Below are 16,205 nucleotides of genomic sequence, written 5' to 3'. Positions count from 1 at the left end.
GCATTGGACCTGATGTGCAGGAGAACCGATGCAGTGAGGTTCGTCGCGGGATCGGCTGTTGTGGGCTCGGCGATCTCCTCGTACTCTTCTGCTGCCGCAGTGCACGGGAAGCCGGTGGAAATCCGGCGTGGTCCTCGCCACTGTGACCGGGGAGCGACCCTGATCTCGCCACTGGGCACCGCGTTGGTGTCTGGGAAGGCCAAGGGGAGCGCCGATCCGGAAGCCAGGAGACCGGCTGCGGCAGTAACACCACGTTCCACGAGAGATGGAAGGCAGGTTTTGACATGACCACCGCTGGTCTGCCCGCTGCACAGCGCATCCAAGTTCCCGTCTGGGCTTGGGCCTTGGCCGCGTTCGCGATCGTTCTGCTCTACGTCGTGCTTCAGGAAAACGGTGCCGTGCTCGCGCAGGCGGCGGACACCGTCCACGAGTTCACGCACGACGGCCGCCACGCTCTCGGCGTGCCCTGCCACTGAACGGGGACACCCATGAGCTCGCCATTCGCCACTTTCCTGCGGCGGGGCTTGCTGGCCGGGCTGCTCGCCGGCCTCACGGCCGCATTGGTCTCGCTTCTGCTGGTCGAAACCCCGCTCCGCGCTGCGCTCGATGTCGAGGAAGCACGCCCGCAGGCCGCCGGTGAGCACGCCCACGAGGAATTGTTCAGCCGCTCCACTCAGGTGGTCGGCGGCATGGTCGCCGCCCTTGTCGTCGGGTTGGCGATCGGGGCGATCTTCGCGGTCGTGTTCGCCCACAACCGGCACCGGCTGCCCGCACGCACCGATTTCGGACGGAGCCTCCAGCTCGCTGCGGCCGGGTTTTTGGCCGTGTCGCTGCTACCGGCGCTGAAGTATCCTGCGAACCCACCAGGGGTCGGGGCTCCGGAGTCGGTCACTTTCCGCACGGTCGCGTACTTCTCGCTGATCGTGGTGGGCATCGCGATCCTGCACGCGGTGGGCTACCTACACCGGTACCTGGCCGTTCACGGTTGGTCGCAGGCACGCCGCAGTACCGCTGCAGCTGTCGGAGGCATCGTGTTGACCGGCCTCGTCCTGTGGTCGTGTCCCTCGAACCCGGACCCCGTCCCTCCGGACGTGCCCGCAGCGTTGCTGTGGCGCTTCCGGTTGGCCTCACTCGCTGAACTCGCCGGAATGTGGGCGGTCCTCGGTTTCGCCTTCGGTCTGCTCAACGAGCCCCGAAAACAACGAGTGACCACGACAGCCTCACCGGCAACGACACCATAGCGACGGTCCCCGCCCGGCCTTCGTCACCTCAAGGACGGGCGGGGTCTTAGCTCGCTGCGGGCGCGATTCGGGGTGCTGACAGTGCGTTTGGGTCCAGTTGGGAACGGGACCTAGTGATCGCGGCCCCTGAAGAGAACGACGACCGCCGCAACAGCCAGCAGAAGCGTGAACAAGGCGCCTCCGCCAACCAGCCAGACGAAAGAGCCGGTTTCATAGTTGCTTTCGTCGTGTGGCCTCGAGAGTGGAGCCACTGAGCCATTGTCCGAATAGGCTGAAGGTCCGGCTGTGGAAGCGGGGGCTGCAAATGACGCAGGGGCTGTGGCCCGCTGAGTGCCGGCATGGACGACTTGATGGACCAGTGCGTAGCTTCCGTTGTTCAACAACGGAAATGGTTGTGTTGCAACGTTGTCACGCTGACTCGTTTGCTGTGCTACTGGGAGAGCCTGAACTTGGCCAGTGAGCGCCACGTCGAGCAGGCTCGGGCTGCCTGGTTCGCTGAGGCGGAATCGGCCGGTGCCGGGGGAGTGCTCAAGAGCAACGCCGCTGGCTGGAACGCTTCCGGCCAGGCTGGTATGCGCTGCTGCGGGCAGTTGAATTGCTCCGATCCCGAGGGCCACGATCGTGCACAGCATCGCTCGGCGAAAGATTTTCACAGTTGTGTCGGTGCAGCAGATGAAGTGAGGTTGCGGAGAGGTACGGGTCACCGTCGCTCCTCGTAGTAGACGGCGCACCGTTGTGCCCGAAAGCCGGAGCACCCGCCAGCGTTTCCAGCAGATCACTACGCTGGATAGTAGAGTAGTGAGTCTGAGAGGAATAAGGTGGAGTCAGTGCGCCAGCTCGGCTGGGCTCGCTCCCGACTGAGTACGGCGTGGTGTGCGCGGCAGTGAGCTTGCAGCCAGGGCCGATCGGCGATGCTCAGTGCTGCGTGCGCTGCGAGTGAGGCGGGCGGAACGGCGATGAGGTTGGACATCCTGCAAGTGCCCGACTGCCCGAACGCGCCCCTGTTGCGACAGCGGCTCCAGGACGCGTTCGGCGATGTCGACCTCGAGGTCGCGGTGCAAGTGATCGACGACCCCGCAGTGGCCGTTCGGGCCGGTATGACCGGGTCGCCGACGTTGCTGGTCGACGGGATCGATCCGTTCGCCGAGCCTGGCCTCGCGGCGAATGTGTCCTGCCGGCTCTACCGCGACGCCGACGGTCGAGTCTCGGGCGCGCCATCAGTGTCGCAGCTGCGGCAGGCGCTGCTCGGCCAGAATCCGTCCCGGTGAGGATGATCTCCAGCGCGGACCCAGGTGCGCTGCGGCTTCGGCAGCGCCGTGCACGGAGCTCCTTCTTCGACGCCGGCGCAGCGAATCGTCGACGCTCAGCAGGCCGAGGTACGAACCGTGCGTGGGCCTTGATTCCGCCGGGGTGTGTCAGACGTGATGTGCTCCGGATCCACGGCTCATCGCACGGGTCGCAGTCCGTCCATCGTGACCGTGAGAGCTGAAATCGCACGGCTCGGCGCCGCGCGGTCCTCCGGGTCATCGGAGCACCGCGCGGCGCCGGCTGTCGGTATTCGTGGCTTATCCGATGTGTTCGGCTTGGTAGCCGGCCTCGTCGATGGCGGCGATGACGTCGGTGGGGTTGGACATGGCGGTGTCTAGTTCGACGACCGTGCGTTCGTCCTTCACCGATGTGCGCGTGGAGCGCACGCCGGGTAGGTCTTCGAGAACGTCGTCGATGAGCAGGCTGCAACTTCCGCAGTGCATGCCGGTGACGCGAAAGGTGGCTGTGGTCGTGGGCATTGGGGTCTCCTTGTCAGGCGGCGGTGATCGTGCCGGTGTACATGCCCATGCCGCAGGAGTAGGCCAGCGGTCCGCGGGGTAGCGTGCCGAGCTCGATCGGGGTTTGTCCTCGCGTGGGCAGGATTTTATCGATGCCCAGGGAGGGGATGATGAACGAGCGGATGCATCCCTGGGCGTTGTCCGATTGGATGATCAGTGTTGTGGGCAGGTCCGCGCGGACTTGGACGTTGGCGGGACTGTAGGCACTGGAGCTGGCGGTGACGACCACGGTCTGGTGTCCGTTCTGCACGGTAACGGTGCCTGGCGCCGGGGGTGCTTCGGCGGTGGCCGCTTGGGCGAGTCGGCTGGCGGCCAGCGGCGAACCGGCGAGTTCGAGCCCGCCGTTGAGCGTGTAGAGACCGGTGATCAGCACTGCGATGCCGGTGAGGACGGCGAGTCGACTGCGCCACGCGGTGGCTGCCTTGCGGGCGGCGTAGCCGAGGAGCGCGAACAGCGGGCTCGTGCCAACGACGAATGTCGCCATGATCGCCGCGCCCGACAGTGGTGAGCCGGAGGTCAGCGCCAGCGCTTCCACCGACAGTGTGACGCCGCACGGGATGAGCACGCTGACCAGGCCGAGCAGCGTCGGCGCCAGCGCGGATTGGGAACGCGAGCTGTCGCGCACGATCCGCATCCATGACAGCGGTGGTTCGATGACGATTTTGCGGAAACCGGGCACGCCGAGCTGGGAAAGTCCCAGCACGCAGATCACCACACCGGCGATCAGCTGCAACGCGGTCCTGGTGCCAACTGACATCTGCACGACCGTGCCCAGTGTGCCTAGCAGTGCGCCGAGCACGCTGTGGGAGACGAGCTTGCCGATCAGGAAGCCACCGACTGGTGCGACATCGTCGGCGAGCTGATTGAGCGGCCTCTGGGTTGTTTTGGTCCGCACTGTGGTGTTTCCGGTCTCGGCGGGGGTGGCGTTGCGATGCTGGCGGGTGATCAAGCCGGCAAGCAGTCCGCCCTGGACCGCGGCGCATGAAACACCACCGGCGAGGAGGCCGGTGAGCAAAACTGCGATCAGATCCATGAGGGAACCTCCTGCGAAAAGGAAGAAGTAGGGAAGTCGAGGTAGCCCTGGCTTTCAAGGCGCAGGGTTATGGCCGCACGACGGATCGTGCGGTCCGTGGGCAGACTTCTCCTACGTCCGCAGGATGCAGAGTTGAATGAGACTGGGGGGAAGCGGTGGCGGCGCCCGGGGTGCGGACACGCTGCTCCCGATCAGGCGGAGAACGACGCGCATCTCGGGGCGGCGCAGAATCGCCAGGAGCCCGACGATGACGATCAGGAGTGCCAAGCAGCTCATGAGCACGTTCTTCGGCATAGCGGTCATGCCGTCGTCGACTCTGGCCCCGTCACCGAGGTGCCGGTCCTGAACGCCCGCGTTGGTGTTTGATGCGTCGATGGTGCCGGCAGCCATGGCGTGGCTGGAATCGGATGCCACGTGCTCGGCTGCGGTGGTCATGTCGATGACCGGTGTCATGCCATCGGTGCACTGCGGGGCGTGGAGCAGGGCCAGTCCAGCGATCACCGTGAGCACCGCGACGAGCCGGGCGAGGAATCCTCGCACGGCTCGGACCTGGTGGGACGCACGCATCGGGCCCCAGGTTACGTACGTACTACCGCCACCACGACGCGCCCCCTCGGTTGGACGTGGGATCAAGAACGCGCCAGTTTCGTAGCTGCGGAAGTGTGGGGCGGGGCCAGGTATCGGCCCGCCGCTTGGAGCCACGTCATTGTTTATGAGTCCAGGAATGGAGACGATGGGGCTGGGAAACCCGGCATAGCGGTCTTTCGGGGCGGGCTTAAGTGCGCCTCGGTCGGGCGATCGCCGGAGTGCGATGACTGAGGCTTCCTCGTCACTGGCGAGGGGCGTCGGGAGGTTCGGTTTCCAAGATCCAGCAGACGCTGGCGTAGTCGTGCTCGCTGGGAGGGCCTTGCTCGGCGTGAGCGAGCAGGCGTTCCAGGTGGGTTTCCAGGGTGATGAGTTCGGCGATCTGGGCGCGCACACCGTCCAGTCGTTCGTTGAGGACGTGCCCGACGTGGCTGCAGGGGCTTTCGCCGCGCTCGTGCACGGCGAGGATCTGGCGCACTTCGCGCAAGGTCATCCCGGCAGCCTGGCACCGTCGGATGAATCGAAGCCGGTCGGCGGTGTCCGGACCGTAGTCGCGTTGGCCACTAGGCGTGCGCGAGGGCGCGGGAAGAACGCCCGCTTCCTCGTAGAAGCGAATGGTCTTGGTGTTCGTTCCTGTGAGTTCGGCAACTTCTCCGATTCTCATGTTCCCTCCCCTTGCCCTTCCAGTGCACTGGAAGTGTAACGGTCAGAGTACGCGGCTGTCCGCCGTGGCCACATCGAAGGACCACGTTGAGGAGTGGGCATGACCGAGTCCAGGAGCGGCCGGGCGCAGCGTGTCCGAGGCGTGACGCTGGAGCTGGAGTTGACGAACGGCCGAGCGGCTTCGGTCGCAAACCTCGTTCGCGATCTTCCTGGGCTCGGCACCGAGGGGCGAGCCTGATATGACCACGACCGAACTCGAATCTCCGGACCGGACTGATGCGACTCGCTCGGTGCAGACCGACTTGTCCATCACGGGCATGACGTGTGCGTCGTGCGCTGCCCGAATCGAGCGCAAGCTGAACAAGCTGCCCGGGGTGAGTGCGTCGGTGAACTTCGCCACCGCCAGCGCACGCGTTGCCCATTCCGATGACGTTGCGCCGGAGGACCTGGTGGCCACGGTGCGGGGCACGGGATACGGCGCGAGTCTTCCTGCCTCTCCGACGCCCCAGGCAACGCCGGGTGAGGTTGAGGGTGCCGGGGGTCCTCTTGATGATGAGCAACGGCGCGTGCGGGCTCTGCGGGATCGATTGCTGGTCTCGGTTCTCTTGACCGCGCCGGTGTTGGTGCTGTCGATGGTGCCCGCCGCGCAGTTCAGATTTTGGCAGTGGCTGGTCTTCGCGTTGGCTTCTCCTGTTGCGTTGTGGGGGGCGTGGCCGTTCCACCGGGCAGCTGTGCTGAACCTGCGCCACCGGGCGGTCACGATGGACACCCTGGTCTCACTTGGTGTGCTGGCGGCGTGGGCGTGGAGCGTGTACGCGCTGTTCTTCGGCGGCGCGGGCGAGCCCGGAATGACGATGGCGTTCTCGCTCATTCCCAGTTCGAACACGCACGGCTCGGCAGAGGTTTACCTGGAAGTGGCCGCGGCCCTGACCGCAGCGATCCTTGCAGGCCGCTACTTCGAGGCGCGTGCTCGCAGACGCGCCGGCGAGGCGATCCGAGCCCTGATGAATCTCGGCGCCAAAGACGTCACCGTCGTGCGCGACGGACGCGAGGAGCGTATCCCGATCGACCAGTTGGAGGTCGGCGCAGAATTCCTCGTGCGACCGGGGGAGAAGATCGCCACCGACGGCGTCGTGGTGGAAGGTTCCTCGGCCGTGGACGAATCCCTGCTGACGGGCGAATCACTGCCCGTCGAGGTCAGCGCGGGCGACGTGGTGACCGGCGCGACCGTCAACGCCGGAGGTCAACTGCTGGTGCGCGCCTCCCGGGTCGGCGCGGACACCAAACTCGCACAGATCGCCCGCTTGGTCGAGGACGCTCAAACAGGCAAGGCCGAGGTGCAGCGGCTGGCTGATCAGATCTCCGCGATCTTTGTCCCAGTAGTCATTCTGCTGGCGGCCGAGACCCTGATCGCCTGGCTGTTCCTGGGCCACCCCGGGTCGATGGCGCTGACCGCGGCGGTCGCTGTGCTCATCATCGCCTGCCCGTGCGCGCTCGGACTGGCCACGCCGACGGCTCTGATGGTCGGCACCGGTCGAGGTGCTCAGCTCGGCCTGCTCATCCGTGGTCCCGAGGTGCTGGAGTCAACCCGGCGCATCGACACGATCGTGCTGGACAAGACCGGCACGATCACCGAGGGACGGATGAGCCTGACCGAAGTCGTGGCCGCCGAGGGCGAGGACGACGGGGAAATTCTGCGCCTGACAGGCGCTTTGGAGAACGCCAGCGAGCATCCGATCGCCCGCGCGATCGCGGACGCCGCCGCAGACAGGAACTCGGCCCTCCCCGCCGTCACAGGGTTCGCCAATCACGCCGGAAGTGGCGTCACCGGCACCGTTGAAGGCCGGACGATCCTCGCCGGACGCGCGAGCTGGCTGGCCAGCCAAGACAACCTGGACGTTCCAGTCTCTCTCGCTCAGGCTCAGCAACGAGCCGAAAGCGCCGGAAACACCGTCGTTTTCACCGCATGGGAAGGACAGATTCGCGCCGCGCTCGTCGTAGCCGACACGGTCAGGAAGACCAGCGCTGATGCGGTTGCCCAGTTCAAGGAACTGGGGCTGAGGCCCGTACTGCTTACTGGTGACAACACTGCGGCAGCGAAGCACGTCGCCACCCAAGTCGGGATCGACGAGGTCATCGCCGAAGTCCACCCCGAGGAAAAGGTCGATGAAGTCAAACGGCTCCAGGGTGAAGGAAAAGTCGTGGCAATGGTCGGCGACGGTGTCAACGACGCCGCCGCCTTGGCCCAGGCTGACCTCGGCCTGGCAATGGGAACCGGAACCGACGCGGCCATCGCCGCCGCCGACCTGACCCTGGTCAAGGGAGACCCGCAAGCCGCCGCAGATGCAATTCGACTCGCCCGCAAGACCCTCGCCACGATCAAGGGCAACCTCTTCTGGGCGTTCTTCTACAATGTTGCCGCCTTGCCACTAGCCGGTTTCGGCCTGCTCAACCCGCTCATCGCCGGGGCAGCAATGGCGACTTCATCGGTGTTTGTCGTTACCAACAGCCTGCGACTGCGAAATTTCCAGCCGACCGTTCGCAAATGAGGCCACTTTCCCCCGGAAGCTTGGCATACCGGTGGTAAGAAATTGTGGAATTGAGCTCTGAAGATCAGAGGTGTATGCGCGGCATGCACCCCTAGGAATGGAGGAAAAAGTGTCATTCAAGCTAGGGCAAATCAAACATCGCACGGCCCTCGCTCTCGCCGCAGGCGTCGTGACGGTTGGTGTCACGACTAGTGTGGCGGTCGCTAGCGCCACTTCGGACGCCCCGCAGCCGCCCCCCACGGCACCTGCGCCGTCGTCCCCCGACCAGCGACCCGGGCAGCCCATCCAACCGAACGGCATGGGGCAGCCCAGCCAACCGAATGGCATGGACATGATGAATGGTATGGGCATGAACGGTATGGGAATGATGCCGAATGGCCAGGGTGGCGGCATGGGCATGATGAACGGAATGCCGAACATGATGGGCAACAACGGCACGGGCATGAACGGCATGGGGATGATGCCGAATGGTCAGGGTAGCGGCATGGGCATGAACGGCATGAGCATGATGCCCAACGGCGGTATGACCATGAATGGCATGGGTATGCCGAACAATGGCACCGCAATGCCCAGCAATGGGACGGGCGGGATGTGGATGCCCTTCAGCGGCACGGGCTACATGTGGATGCCGTTCAACAGCGGGATGAACAGCATGAGTCCCGCACCGAACAACAATGGCATGAACCCCGCGCCGAACGGCGGTGCGGCTCCTGCACCGAACAGCGGCATGGGAGGCATGTGATCCATGGCCGAGGAGTCTGGTGCCGCCCAGGAACAGGATCGCCGCACAGCGCTGCGGGTGGGCGTTGCCGCGGCCAGCATTGCCGGTGCCACACTGCTGATACCTCTGCTGGCCAATGGCGACGCCTCTCCATCGTCGCCGGTGGCCAATGCCGCACCCACGGCGGCGACTCCCGCGCCCGAGGCTCAGGGGGCGCCGGGGCCTGCTACCCGCAGCAGCGGCAGCGGATGTGGCGGCGGCAAGACGGCCGAAAACTCTTCTGCCGCACCCGCGCCGCCTCAGGCCCAGACCATGGCGGCAAATCCCATGGCGCGCAGCAGTGGCAGCTGAAGCACGGTTTCCGGTGATGGGTTCCGCCGGGCATCTCGTGGTAACCGGCGGAGCCCCCGAGCTGCTGGCTCGGGCACAAACCCTGCTGGGCCAGCTTGAATCGTTGTGGTCCCGGTTCCAACCGGACAGCGAATTGTGCCGGCTGAACAGCTTGCAGGGCCGATGGGTCCGGGTTTGCGCTCCGACGCTGTGGGTGGTGCACGCCGCGGTGCGGGCGTGGGAGGTGACCGGTGGTCTGTTCGATCCGACCGTGTTGCCTGCCTTGAAAACCGCTGGCTACAGCGGCAGCTTCGAGACGTTGCGGGACGGACCGCTGCCCGAGGCGCCGCCTGTGCCTGCTCCCGGCTGCGCAGACATCGAATTCAAAGCAGATCGCGTCTACCTACCTCCCGGCGTCCAACTCGATCTGGGGGGCATCGGCAAGGGCTACGCAGCCGATCTCCTGGTCAACGAATTGCTCACCGCAGGAGCGGAAGGGGCGTCTGTCAATCTGGGCGGCGACGTTCGAATGGCGGGCTCGCCGCCCAGTGGTGTGGCCTGGGACAGTGCCGTGGCAGACGAGGCCGACCCGGACACGGACCTGGCGTGGCTGGCCTTGGCCGATGGTGCAGTGGCCACCTCCACCCGGCTTCGACGCCGCTGGCAACGGCAAGGGCGGGAACTGCACCACCTCATCGACCCGCGCACCGGAATGCCCGCAACCAGCGAGGTCGCCACCGTCACGGTGGTGGCCGGCGACGCCTCCTGGGCCGAGGTGTTGGCCAAGGCGGCGCTGATCGCCGGCATGTCTGCCGGGACGACCCTGCTGGAATCCCATGGCGTGGCCGGTGTGCTCGTCACTGGGGACGGAGCGGCGCACCCGGTCGGCAATTGGGAAAGGTATGTCACGTGGACCCCCGAATCTGGTGGTACCTCGCGCGCGTCGGCGGACTGATGTCCTGGTGGCTGCTATCGACCACGGTTGTGTTGGGATTGCTGTTCTCGACCCGCGTGCTCGGCAAGCGAGTGAACGCAGCGCGCCTGCGAGACCTGCACCGCTTCGTGTCCGCACTGTCCCTGACCTTCCTCGCTGTGCACGCTTTTGCGCTACTCGCCGACACCTGGGTGAACATCGGGCTGCCCCAGCTACTGATCCCGTTCACCTCCAGCTACCGACCCACCGCGGTGGCCTGGGGCGTGATCGCTGCATATCTGCTCGTCGCCATCCAAGCGACTTCCCTGCTCAGCCAGCGCATCCCGCATCGGTGGTGGTCCTACGTCCACCGCAGCGCGTTCGCCGTGTTCGGGCTGACGACCGTGCACGCCTTCACCGCTGGAACAGACGACCCGGTCGTGCTCGGGACCGGCATCGTCTTGATCTGGATCGTCGGGTTCTTCAGCCTCTACCGACTGCTCGCCGGAAGACGAGCCAGCGCCGACACCTCGGCCCCCGCGGAACCTGCTGAGGCCGTAGAGCCGCCCGGAACCCAACCCGTCATCGTGGCCGGGATCCGCCCCGTTGCTGACAAGATCATCGCGTTGGAGCTCTCCAGCGTGCACGGCGTGCGGCTACCTGCGTGGGAACCCGGTGCGCATGTCGATCTCGTCCTGCCGTCTGGACAGATCGGCCAGTACTCGCTGTGTGGCGACCCAGCGAACCTGAACACGTACCGCATCGGTGTGCTCCACGTTCCGGCAGGCGGCGTGTCAGATGAGGTGCACGCGCTGCGGGCGGGCCAGCGAGTAGCCATCAGCCGCCCGCGGAACCGGTTTCCCCTGGTGCTGGCTGACCACTACCTGTTCATCGCTGGCGGCATCGGTATCACCCCGTTGCTGCCCATGGTTCGAGCGGTGGCCGAAGCCGGACGGGAATGGAGCCTGATCTACGGCGCCCGCTCCGGCGCAGCAATGGCCTTCACGGAGGAGCTCCTGGCGTTAGACCGCGATCGCGTGCACCTTGTCCGCGAAGACACCGATGGTCTGCCCGACCTCGCCGATGCGCTGGCCGAAACTCCGCCGGGAGCGGCCGTCTACGCCTGCGGTCCCGAACCGTTGCTCACCTCGGTGAAGCAGATCGTCGCCACCCGCTTTCCTGACCGGCACCTGCACACCGAGCGTTTCGCCGCTGCCGGTGCTGCAACCGCCGATTTCCAGGTCGAACTGCGACGCAGCGGACGAATCCTGCCGGTCCCGGCCGACCGCAGCCTGCTGGACGTGGTCCGAGATGCAGTGCCCGACGCTCCGGCCTCCTGCGAGGAAGGATATTGCGGTACGTGTGAACTCGTTGTCCTAGAAGGCATTCCCGATCATCGTGACACCGTGTTGCGGCCCGATGAGCGTGATCGCCGCGATGTGGTCTACCCCTGTGTCTCACGCGCCCGCAGCCCGAAACTGACCGTCGACCTGTAACTAGACTGTCGCGCCCTTCAGCATGGAATGGCTGCGACCGGTGCAAAACGCGGGGTGGTGATGCTCCGCGACGTGGCGGGCGTGTACCGATGCAGGGTTGCTCGCGGACTCTGTCGGCCGCGATTCACCGTTGGCATTGGTGCGGGTGCCGCGAATCGAGAGGCTGCGTCTCTGGGCGCAGAGGATCACCTTCGCGCTGTCCTGCCTGTTCACGCGGAACTGGGCGCTGTCGCTGTGGCGCCCAGCCCCCTTGTTCCAGTCGGGTGCAGGGTTGACATCTCGTTAGTCGTTGACCAGTCGAGCCCAGGCCGCATTCCCATCCGTGCCTTCTGTAGGCACAAGCACACGTGCGCCCCATGCTGCACGAGCGGCTAAGCCCGGTGGAGCCCTTTTAGGGGCCCCGGAGGTCGCCCAGGCGGCGCTGGTATTCCTCCCGATCGAGCTCGCCCGCCGCATAGCGACGCCGGAGCTCTGCTTCCGCTGGGTCTTCGCGCTGCCGTGTCAGCTGGCCCTGGTTTGTCAGTGACCTGATCAGCCACATGATTGCCAGCACGAGTAGCGCAAGCACCGCAAGCCCAACCAGGCCCCATAGGATCGCGAGCAGGCCCATGCCCATACCCATCGTTCCGTCCATCACGGCAACCACCGCCTTCGGTCGACACGCTGCTTGGACAGGTGCTACGTCCTCCGTAATACCCCTCGTAGGTGGGTAGGGACACGGTGGTCGGGTCGGCCAGGTCCGTCAAGCCGCTGCCGACGGTTGTGTTCGGAGGCGGCCTAGGGGTTCGAGCCGCGTTCATCAGGCCTTGTGGCGCATCGGCGAGGATGGGTGTTGGTGGGGCTGAATCTGGCTGCTGCGGCGGTGAGGAGGAGCGCGGGTCCGAGGCGGTAGAACGGCGGTGATGCCGAGTCTGTCGGCGAGGAGGCCACCGAGGACGAGGCTGGCCAGTCGACAGGTCTGCCACAGAGCGTCCAGCCCGGAGAACACGTGGCCCCGCACGGCTTCATCGGTGGGCTTGGACCAGGCTGGTGAAGGTGGTGGTGCCGGTGGAGGTGCCCGGGCCGTAGAGCAGCAGTGCTGCGGCGGCCATGAGTGGCCACGTCGTCGCGGCCAGTACGAGGTCGACGAGGCCGCGCAGCCCGTAGGCGCTGAAGAGGATTCCTGGTCGGGTCGGTTCGCGCACGAATCGGGTCAGTAGCGTGGGGCCGACGGCGGCCAGCAGCCACCCGAACCCCTGGGGTTCGCGAAGTCGGTGACGATCACCCACCGCCGTGAGGAATTCCGAGCGTCCAAGATGATGCTGGAGCGGGTCCGCGACACGAGAAGATCAAGTGGCTTACCAACAAGGCGGTCACCGCGGTCGGCTCGCGCTGCGTTGCCGCCATCGACGCTGAGCGCTGGCTCGCCGAGTTCGAGGTGACGTACGCCGAGGTCGCCACCGACCTCGTCGGCGGCTACGAGCCAGGGCGAGCACCCACTAGCCACCACGTAGCAGCGTCAAAAGGACCAGACTGCTGCCGGGAGGCAATGCATGTCGCCGCTGCATGGAGCAGCGTCGAGTGATCGCCTCGAATTCAGGAGGTACGCAATGCGACGGACGGCCCAGGGGTAGGTCAGCTATGACCTAGCCCCCGGCGCGGTTGTGTGGTTTTCGATGATTCGGCAGACAACGGCGTGCTCACCGCGGCGTTTTCCGTCGCGGGCGATTTGGCGGGCACTGGACAGCGAGCGGCGAAGTTGACGGAGCTCGGTCAGGGTGCGGTCGATGTCGGCGATGTGCGCATCGAGAAGTTCGGTGACGCGTCCGCACGGGGTGGCCCCGTCGCGCTGCAAGTCGATGATGTTCTTGATTTCCGGCAGGGTCAGGCCGAGGGTTTTGGCCTGGCGGATGAAGCGCAGTACGGCGAGATCGTCGTCAGTGAACAGGCGGTAGCCGGCCTCGGTGCGCTCGGCGGGCGGCAGTAGGCCCTTGGACTCCCACAAGCGCACGGCCTTCGCGCTCACTCCCGCCGCCTGGGCGGCGGCGCCCACGGTCATGGTCATCCCAGCCTCCTGCGGTACCGGTAGTTCTCATGCTTGACCTTACCCCTGGGGAAAGGTTCTAGCTTATCTCGGCGAAGGAAAACCGCACGTCGAGGCTTGGGAGTGAGGGGCATGGAAACGCTGGTGTTGCAGGTGACGGGGATGTCGTGCACCGGGTGCGAGCAGCGGATCGACGCGGTGCTCCGCCGGGTTGAGGGGGTGCGAGAGGTCACGGCCGACCACATCACCGGCCAGGTTCGGGTCCGGGTCGGCTCGGAGCTGGCCGATCGCGGTGTGCTGGCCGATCGGTTGGACACCGCCGGCTACGAGGTCATCGAGGGGGCGGGACGGTGAGTGCCGCCGTCGCGGAAGAGTCGCAGTTGTGGGCCTCCGAGCCGAGCCCCACGCCTGGGCATCAGCGGATTCGGGCGCGGATCGCGGGCCTGCACTGCTCGCTGTGCACCGGCACGATCGAAAAGTCCCTGGGCCGCCTGAACGGTGTCGGCACGGTGGCGGTGAGCCTGACCCACGAACAAGCCCTGGTCGACTACGACCCTGCCCGAATCGCGCCGGATCGAATCCTGGGCACGCTGCGCGATATCGGCTACGACCTCTACGACCCGCGCAAGCTGCGCGCGTTCGAGGATGAGGAAGCCGACCTGCTGCGTGAGGGCAAGCGGTTGTTCACCGCCATCGGCGTGAGCCTGGCCGCGATGGTGCAGATCGCCGAAGGCTGGTGGACGCTCGCCTGCGCAACTTTGCTGATCGCCGCACTAGCGCTGGTGTTTTCGATCCTGCGTCCCACCGGCCGGTTGCGGGCGGCCGGGTGGGCGGCCGCCGTCGCTGCCCCCGGCGCGATCGCCTTGGGGAGTCGGTACGCCGGCTGGCTCGATCCCCCGGTCAACGGGTGGATCGCCGCGATACTGGCGGGGATGATGGTGTTCGGGGTGGCCCCGCACATCTTGCGGATGGCGTATCAGTCCGCGCGGCGCGGGATTCTCAACCAGCATGTGCTGCTGGAGATCGGCGCGTTCGCCGGCATCACCGGCGGCATCATCGGTCTGACCGGGGTCCTGGCGGACTTCCCCACCGCGGAATTCTTCGCGGTCGCGGCTATCGTGGCGACCTACCACACCTTCTCGGAGTGGTTGTCACTGCTGGTCAAGACCCGCTCCAGCCAGTCGATCAAGAAACTTTTGGACCTCCAACCCGATCTGGCCCGGCTGGTCACCGACTCCGGCGAGTCCGAGGTACCTGTCGAGCGGATCGAGGTCGGCCAGCGAGTGCGTGTGCGGTCCGGCGAACGCATCCCCCTTGATGGGCGCATTCGCTCCGGGTATTCGGCCATCGACTTCTCGCTGGTCACCGGCGAACCGGTCCCGGCCGAGCGCGGGCCGGGCGAGGAAGTCGTGGGAGGAGCGATCAACGGCACCGGCAGCCTGCTGATCGAAGTCACCGCCACCGGAGCCGTGGGCTTCCTGGCCCAGGTCGTGCGCCACGTGGAGGACTCCCGCGCACTCAAACCCGGCATTCTGCACCTGGTCGACCGGGTACTGCGCGTCTACACCCCGACGGTGCTGAGCATCTCCGCGATCGCGCTGGTGGCCTGGCCGGGCGCAAGCTGGGTGCTGGACGGGCAGCCCGATGTGCACCGTGCAGTATTCGCCGCACTCGGAGTGCTGGTGATGGGCTATCCCTGCGCAGTCGGGATCGCCGCGCCGCTGGCGATCGTGCGGGGTACCGGGCATGCCGCCGACCGTGGCATCGTCATGCGCACCGGCGAAGCCTTCCAAACCTTCCGGCTGGTGCGCCGGATCGTGCTGGACAAGACCGGCACCCTCACCCAAGGTCGTCCCACCGTGCAGGCCGTCGAAGCCGTCGACGACGAGCAGGAGCTGCTGCGCCTAGCCGCGGCCGCCGAGAACCATTCGGAGCACCCATTGGCCCGCGCGGTCGTCGCCGCTGCCCAGGAGGCGGGCGTGGCCGTGGCGGTCGCCGACGACTTCGAATCGGTGACCGGTGCCGGCGTGCGCGCCATGGTCGACGGCCGGCGGGTACTGGTGGGCCGGGCCGGATTGCTCACCGACGCCGGTGTCGAACTGGCCGAGCTGTCGGCGTGGATCTCCGCGGCCGAGGCCGCCGGGCACACCGTCATCGCCGTGGCCGCCGATGGGTCGCTACGGGGCGCGATCGCGCTGGGCGATGAGGTCCGCGAGGACGCCGAAACCGCAGTTGCGGCCATGCGCGAGGCGGGAATGGTCCCGGTTCTGGTCACCGGTGACAACGAGCGCGCCGCGCGGCACGTCGCGGAGGTACTCGGCATCACCGAGGTCCACGCCGGGGTGCGCCCGGACGGCAAGGCCGCGATCGTGCGCGAGCTGCAGACCGACGGCACCCGGGTGGCCATGGTCGGCGACGGCATCAATGACGCCCCAGCCCTGATGCAGGCAGATGTGGGCATCGCCGCTGGCGGCGGCACCGACATCGCCGTGGAATCCGCCGACCTCGTACTGCTGCGCGAGGACGTCACCGCAGTCTTGGATGCGCGGGACATCAGCGCCCTCTCCTATCGACGCACCCGCACCAACGTGGGTCTGGCCTTCACATTCAACGGGCTGGGCATCCCGCTGGCCACCACCGGCCTCATCAGCCCTGTGTGGGCGATGGTGGCTATGGCAGCCTCGGTGACCACGATCTTCCTCAACTCTTTCGGCATCCGCCCCGCACCGCTCATCAGTGCCATCACCAGCGTCGGCCGGCTAGGGCCCGGCACCGGCGCCGACGAGCCCGCTTCCTCGACGCCGACGCGGGTGTCCGGTTAACAG

18 protein-coding genes, 1 pseudogene and 1 riboswitch are annotated in these 16,205 nt (G+C 66.5%); of the genes and pseudogenes, 11 read left to right on the top strand and 8 right to left on the bottom strand.

Annotated features, from left to right (window positions below):
* Positions 1-80: 80 nt before the first annotated feature.
* A riboswitch (cobalamin riboswitch) is annotated at positions 81-254 on the top strand.
* A gap of 30 nt (positions 255-284) precedes the next feature.
* Positions 285-476 carry a CbtB domain-containing protein gene (locus ACYVF3_RS02500; protein WP_406690658.1) on the top strand — a complete coding sequence of 64 codons (192 nt, stop codon included), beginning with the start codon at positions 285-287 and terminating at the stop codon, positions 474-476.
* Between the two features lie 12 nt (positions 477-488).
* Positions 489-1,241 carry a CbtA family protein gene (locus ACYVF3_RS02495; RefSeq protein WP_406690659.1) on the top strand — a complete coding sequence of 251 codons (753 nt, stop codon included), beginning with the start codon at positions 489-491 and terminating at the stop codon, positions 1,239-1,241.
* A gap of 110 nt (positions 1,242-1,351) precedes the next feature.
* Here the strand turns inward: ACYVF3_RS02495 and ACYVF3_RS02490 are convergent, their stop codons facing one another.
* A complete protein-coding gene (locus tag ACYVF3_RS02490) occupies positions 1,352-1,873 on the bottom strand; it encodes a copper resistance protein CopC (RefSeq protein WP_406693289.1) in 522 nt (173 codons plus the stop codon).
* A 324-nt stretch (positions 1,874-2,197) separates the two neighbouring features.
* Between ACYVF3_RS02490 and ACYVF3_RS02485 the strand changes: the two genes are divergently transcribed.
* A complete protein-coding gene (locus ACYVF3_RS02485; protein WP_406690660.1) occupies positions 2,198-2,509 on the top strand; it encodes an alkylmercury lyase in 312 nt (103 codons plus the stop codon).
* A gap of 297 nt (positions 2,510-2,806) precedes the next feature.
* Here the strand turns inward: ACYVF3_RS02485 and ACYVF3_RS02480 are convergent, their stop codons facing one another.
* The 4 genes from ACYVF3_RS02480 to ACYVF3_RS02465 all read right to left on the bottom strand — a co-directional run bounded on the left by ACYVF3_RS02480 (position 2,807) and on the right by ACYVF3_RS02465 (position 5,349).
* On the bottom strand, positions 2,807-3,028 hold the full coding sequence (locus ACYVF3_RS02480; protein WP_406690661.1) for a heavy-metal-associated domain-containing protein: 222 nt from the start codon (positions 3,026-3,028) through the stop codon (positions 2,807-2,809).
* 13 nt (positions 3,029-3,041) lie between these two features.
* The gene (locus ACYVF3_RS02475) at positions 3,042-4,100 is read right to left on the bottom strand and encodes a sulfite exporter TauE/SafE family protein (RefSeq protein WP_406690662.1); all 1,059 of its coding nucleotides are present in this window, start codon (positions 4,098-4,100) and stop codon (positions 3,042-3,044) included.
* Between the two features lie 111 nt (positions 4,101-4,211).
* Complete coding sequence (locus ACYVF3_RS02470) at positions 4,212-4,667, bottom strand: hypothetical protein (RefSeq protein ID WP_406690663.1); 456 nt, start codon at positions 4,665-4,667, stop codon at positions 4,212-4,214.
* A 262-nt stretch (positions 4,668-4,929) separates the two neighbouring features.
* Complete coding sequence (locus ACYVF3_RS02465; protein WP_406690664.1) at positions 4,930-5,349, bottom strand: heavy metal-responsive transcriptional regulator; 420 nt, start codon at positions 5,347-5,349, stop codon at positions 4,930-4,932.
* Positions 5,350-5,587: 238 nt separating this feature from the next.
* Here ACYVF3_RS02465 and ACYVF3_RS02460 point away from each other — a divergent pair, with 238 nt between their 5' ends.
* The 5 genes from ACYVF3_RS02460 to ACYVF3_RS02440 all read left to right on the top strand — a co-directional run bounded on the left by ACYVF3_RS02460 (position 5,588) and on the right by ACYVF3_RS02440 (position 11,357).
* Positions 5,588-7,897: a heavy metal translocating P-type ATPase gene (locus ACYVF3_RS02460; RefSeq protein ID WP_406693290.1), complete on the top strand. Its 2,310-nt coding sequence runs from the start codon at positions 5,588-5,590 to the stop codon at positions 7,895-7,897.
* 343 nt (positions 7,898-8,240) lie between these two features.
* A complete protein-coding gene (locus ACYVF3_RS02455) occupies positions 8,241-8,639 on the top strand; it encodes a hypothetical protein (RefSeq protein WP_461152631.1) in 399 nt (132 codons plus the stop codon).
* Positions 8,640-8,642: 3 nt separating this feature from the next.
* Positions 8,643-8,969: a hypothetical protein gene (locus ACYVF3_RS02450; protein ID WP_406690666.1), complete on the top strand. Its 327-nt coding sequence runs from the start codon at positions 8,643-8,645 to the stop codon at positions 8,967-8,969.
* Positions 8,959-9,903: an FAD:protein FMN transferase gene (locus ACYVF3_RS02445; protein WP_406690667.1), complete on the top strand. Its 945-nt coding sequence runs from the start codon at positions 8,959-8,961 to the stop codon at positions 9,901-9,903. Before ACYVF3_RS02450 ends, ACYVF3_RS02445 begins: the two co-directional genes overlap by 11 nt.
* Positions 9,858-11,357: a 2Fe-2S iron-sulfur cluster-binding protein gene (locus ACYVF3_RS02440; protein ID WP_406690668.1), complete on the top strand. Its 1,500-nt coding sequence runs from the start codon at positions 9,858-9,860 to the stop codon at positions 11,355-11,357. The genes ACYVF3_RS02445 and ACYVF3_RS02440 overlap by 46 nt, the downstream gene beginning before the upstream one ends.
* Before the next feature lie 391 nt (positions 11,358-11,748).
* Here ACYVF3_RS02440 and ACYVF3_RS02435 read toward each other — a convergent pair whose 3' ends face one another.
* Both ACYVF3_RS02435 and ACYVF3_RS02430 read right to left on the bottom strand, forming a co-directional pair.
* Positions 11,749-11,991 (bottom strand): SHOCT domain-containing protein, encoded by a 243-nt coding sequence (locus tag ACYVF3_RS02435; protein WP_406690669.1) that lies wholly within the window; start codon positions 11,989-11,991, stop codon positions 11,749-11,751.
* 370 nt (positions 11,992-12,361) lie between these two features.
* A complete protein-coding gene (locus ACYVF3_RS02430; protein ID WP_406693300.1) occupies positions 12,362-12,625 on the bottom strand; it encodes a hypothetical protein in 264 nt (87 codons plus the stop codon).
* Here ACYVF3_RS02430 and ACYVF3_RS02425 point away from each other — a divergent pair.
* Positions 12,599-12,921: pseudogene (locus ACYVF3_RS02425) on the top strand (hypothetical protein); the annotation flags it as partial. The gene ACYVF3_RS02430 and the pseudogene ACYVF3_RS02425 sit on opposite strands and share 27 nt — an antisense overlap.
* Before the next feature lie 54 nt (positions 12,922-12,975).
* Here the strand turns inward: ACYVF3_RS02425 and ACYVF3_RS02420 are convergent.
* The gene (locus tag ACYVF3_RS02420; protein ID WP_406690670.1) at positions 12,976-13,401 is read right to left on the bottom strand and encodes a MerR family transcriptional regulator; all 426 of its coding nucleotides are present in this window, start codon (positions 13,399-13,401) and stop codon (positions 12,976-12,978) included.
* A 111-nt stretch (positions 13,402-13,512) separates the two neighbouring features.
* Here ACYVF3_RS02420 and ACYVF3_RS02415 point away from each other — a divergent pair, with 111 nt between their 5' ends.
* Both ACYVF3_RS02415 and ACYVF3_RS02410 read left to right on the top strand, forming a co-directional pair.
* Positions 13,513-13,734 (top strand): heavy-metal-associated domain-containing protein, encoded by a 222-nt coding sequence (locus tag ACYVF3_RS02415; RefSeq protein ID WP_406690671.1) that lies wholly within the window; start codon positions 13,513-13,515, stop codon positions 13,732-13,734.
* Positions 13,731-16,202 carry a heavy metal translocating P-type ATPase gene (locus tag ACYVF3_RS02410; RefSeq protein ID WP_406690672.1) on the top strand — a complete coding sequence of 824 codons (2,472 nt, stop codon included), beginning with the start codon at positions 13,731-13,733 and terminating at the stop codon, positions 16,200-16,202. Before ACYVF3_RS02415 ends, ACYVF3_RS02410 begins: the two co-directional genes overlap by 4 nt.
* Positions 16,203-16,205: the final 3 nt, after the last annotated feature.

It is taken from the genome of Saccharopolyspora tripterygii (genome assembly GCF_054778355.1).
Note: the sequence above shows the minus strand (reverse complement) of the source record. Positions and strands in the feature narration are given on the sequence as shown.